Annotated in this window: 4 protein-coding genes; all 4 read left to right on the forward strand. The window is 58.6% G+C overall.

Annotated features, from left to right (window positions below; translation table 11 throughout):
- Positions 1-600, forward strand: a 600-nt coding sequence (locus tag AC1D1Z_RS34750; RefSeq protein WP_477853334.1) for an ATP-binding cassette domain-containing protein, incomplete at its 5' end; no start/stop codon positions are given.
- Positions 600-1,643: an ABC transporter permease gene (locus tag AC1D1Z_RS34755; protein ID WP_018247080.1), complete on the forward strand. Its 1,044-nt coding sequence runs from the start codon at positions 600-602 to the stop codon at positions 1,641-1,643. The genes AC1D1Z_RS34750 and AC1D1Z_RS34755, both read left to right, overlap by 1 nt.
- 53 nt (positions 1,644-1,696) lie before the next feature.
- Complete coding sequence (locus tag AC1D1Z_RS34760; protein WP_018247081.1) at positions 1,697-2,686, forward strand: substrate-binding domain-containing protein; 990 nt, start codon at positions 1,697-1,699, stop codon at positions 2,684-2,686.
- A gap of 487 nt (positions 2,687-3,173) precedes the next feature.
- The coding region (locus AC1D1Z_RS34765; protein ID WP_477853335.1) for an alpha,alpha-trehalose-phosphate synthase (UDP-forming) at positions 3,174-3,976 on the forward strand (803 nt) is incomplete at its 3' end.

The raw sequence follows: 3,976 nt of genomic DNA on the forward strand, positions 1-3,976 counted from the left end.
CTCTACGGAACAGGCGTGCCGGGCCAATGGCATGGGGACATTACGATTGGTGGCAGACCGACCAGGCTTAAATCGATCGCGGCTGCTCGCAGGGCAGGACTGGCATTCGTAACCGATGACCGGCGTGGAGCCGGTCTCATGTTGCGTATGTCTGTAGGTCTCAATCTGGTGATGTCGATCATCCGCTGGATATCACCAAGAGGCTTTATGTCTGCGCGACGCCAAGAGGACGCGATCAAAAGTTCTTTCGGCCAGTTCGACATCCGTCCCAAGAATCCCGGGATCKCGGTCGGGGCACTTTCGGGGGGGAATCAACAGAAGGTCGTCCTCGCAAAGGAAGTGCTGGGAAATCCGCGCTTGTTGCTTCTCGACGAGCCGACGCGTGGCGTCGACGTCGGCGCAAAGGGGGAAATCTACGCCCGCCTGCGCAAACTTGCTTCAGAGGGATTGGGCATTCTTGTCGCTTCGAGCGAGATGCCCGAGCTGATCGGCCTGTGCGATCGAATAGTGGTTTTGCGCAACGGCAGCAGCGTTGCTGAGTTTTCTGGCGGCGTCGACGAACACGAAGTCCTGGCGGCCGCCAACGGGAGGGAGGCCTGATGTCCGAACAGCAAATTACATCCAATCCAGCCATTCAGCCCGCCAAGCGGATGGATCCGCTTGCGGTGTTGGTCCGCTTCCAAAGCTTGATCGGCCTTATACTCGTTTTCGCCGGGGGCATCATTTTTTCACCGCGTCGGCACGGTGTCATCCTGTTCATTCAACCCGACAACATCGCCAACATCGTCCGTGCGGTGTCTGAGACTGGCATCATCGCGATCGGAATGACGTTCGTGATCATCACGGCCGGAATTGATCTCTCGGTTGGGGCGACACTTGGTCTTGCGAGCGTGGTAACAGCAACATTGATGGTCTCAGGCGGTTTTGGGCTGATCACGACGGTGCTGGCAGTGCTGCTGATGGGCATTTGCTTCGGGTTGGTCCAGGGAGCGATCTCAAGCAAGTTTCGACTTGAAGCGTTTATCGTGACTCTCGCCGGTCTACAGGCAGCCCGCGGGCTTGCACTCGTTGTGTCGGACAATCAATACATCAATATCTCTTATGGTGATGGTCCTGGGCTCGCTCCGCCCATCTTTGCCATTCTGGGCGGTCGGCTATTCGGCAACGTCGTTCCCGTGGCTACGATCGTCTTCTTGATCTTTGCCTGCATCGCCACGCTGGTGCTGAACACGACCAGATTCGGCCGTTACGTCTATGCCGTCGGCGGAAATGAGCGCGCCGCCCGCATCTCAGGTGTTCCGGTCTCAGCAATCAAGATCGCCGTTTACGCCATTACCGGCTTTGCGTCCGCGCTTGCTGGCATCGTCCATGCCGGGCAATTCAATTTTGGGAGTGCCAATGATGGGACCGGATATGAATTGACGGCCATCGCGGCTGTCGTCATCGGAGGAACCAGCCTGTTTGGCGGGTCAGGTTCAATGGTCGGAACAATCGCCGGTACGATCATGCTCGGCGCTTTGGCCAATATATTGCAGCTGAACAACATCACGCCAGCGATGCAGTTGCTTGCCACAGCGGCAATTATCGTTCTGGCGGCAGTCCTTCAATCCCTCGTTCGTCGCCGCGAAGGATTGGGCAGGTAGTGTGGCGGCATCACCCGGAGGGTGGATCCGGGATCAATGTGGAGGAGAAAGTAATGACACAGAATGCACTTCGACTGTCGCATGCCGGACGCATGGCGCTCCTGGCCGGGTCATGCCTTGCTATTGCCGGCGTGGCTCACGCTGCCGATCCGCTGGTGAAGGCTTGTGCCAAGGATGGCGAGTTCGTCATCGGCTTCTCGCAGGCCAACAATGCGGAGCCCTATCGCCAGCACGTCAACGATGAACTAGAGGCAGCCGCCAAGGCAGTCCCGCAGTTCACGCTGCAGATCGCTGACGGCGCGGGCAACGTCAACACCCAGACATCGCAGGTCGACAATTTCATCACCCAAAAGGTTGACCTTCTGTTGATCTCGCCTTTCGAGGCGGCTCCGCTTACGCCCGCCGTCAAGCGGGCAATGGACGCGGGTATCCCGGTCATCGAACTTGACCGCAAGACAAACGGTGAGGCTGGCAAGGACTACACAGCTTTCATCGGAGGAGATAACTACAAAATCGCGTTGGCCGCCGGCGAATATACGAGCAAGACGCTTCTGCCGGATGGCGGCGAGGCGGCCGTGCTGCAGGGGCTGCCGAGCTCGACACCAGCCGTCGAACGGCTCAACGGCTTCAAAGATGGCGTGAAGGCAAACCCCAAGATCCAGATCGTGGCGGAACAAGCGGCTGACTGGTTGCCGGATAAAGCGCAGACCGCCTTCGCGGCAATGCTGCAGGCTCATCCCGATATCAAGATGGTCTATGCCAGCAACGACATGATGGCGGCGGGTGCGCTACTTGCTGCGAAAGGTGCCGGTAAGAGCGTGAAGATCATCGGCACCGACGGCTTGCCGGGTCCAGCAGGCGGGATCGAGGCAGTCGCAAAGGGCGACTGGTCAGCGACCTTCACTTATCCGACAGGAGGCAAAGAGGCGGTCGACATGGCTAAGTCGATATTGCTGGACTGCGCATCGTCGGTGCCGGCGACAGTAACGGTCGATACCACCGCCATTACGCCCGAAAACGCGAAGCAGATGATGGGTAAGTAAAGCTCCAGACTCAACCCGGCCGGACGCGYCCGTTCAGCCGGGTTGAACCATATCCACCGGTTGGCGCGTCTGACCGAGTCGTCGCGTCATTCGACCAGTTGGTCGAAAATTTCAGCAGCAGCCGGCCTAAGTCTTCTTACGGTGCCGCGGGGCTGGTGAGGCGCCAGCCGTGACAGAATGTCAGGTCCGAGTTGGGCCAAGATCGCGAAACTGAAAAGCCAAACCCGAAAACGTCACCGAACATTGATAACCCAAAGCGATGGAATGGCGCTAGCCTGATTGCATGTCATGTGGCAGAAGGCGTCTGGACTGGTCATCACCGACGATGTTATCGACCAAGTATTGGTTGGCGAAGTCAAAAGAGGTAAGTCTAGCAGTTCGTCGACTCGCGTCTGCGCGTCTCGGTCTCCTGCCATGTCGGCAGCTTCGCGGACTGATCGGATCATTGGCCATTCGCGGCTAGAACACTCCCTGAAAGGACTTTGCAATGGCACGGCTTGTTGTCGTTTCCAATCGAGTGCCGATTCCCGATAAAGACGGCGTGGCACCGGCGGGCGGTCTTGCCGTCGCCTTGCAGGCCGCTCTCCAGGAACGCGGGGGCATCTGGATGGGATGGTCGGGCAAGTCGAGCGGAAGCCGTGAACCGGAAATGCTCTCGCGGCGGCAGCAAGGTAACATCACCTATGCCGTGACCGACCTGACCGACACCGACGTCGAGGAATATTATCACGGCTTTGCCAACCGCGTTCTCTGGCCGGTTTGCCACTATCGGCTCGATCTTGCGGAGTATGGCCGCAAGGAAATGGCCGGCTATTTCCGCGTCAACCGCTTCTTCGCACAGAGGCTGGCGCCGCTGATCGAGCCGGACGACGTCATCTGGGTGCATGATTATCATCTCATTCCGCTGGCGGCGGAACTGCGCCGGATAGGGCTGAAAAACCGAATCGGTTTCTTCCTGCACATCCCCTGGCCATCAGCCGACGTGCTCGTCACGATGCCGGTGCATGAGGAAATCATGCATGGATTGTCGCACTACGACCTTCTCGGCTTCCAGACCGACCATGATCTTCAGAATTTCGCCGGTTATCTCACGCGGGAGGGCATCGGGGACGACCTCGGCGACGGCTTATTTGATTCACACGGACGGACGTTCAAGGCAGCTGCCTACCCAATTGGGATCGAGACCGCGGCTTTCGCTGAACTCGCAGGCAAAGCTTCGGCAAATAACATGGTCCGCAAGGCCCGGCAGAGCGTCGAGGGACGCGACTTGATCATCGGCGTCGACAGGCT

It is taken from the genome of Rhizobium sp. P1_E1 (assembly GCF_056406015.1).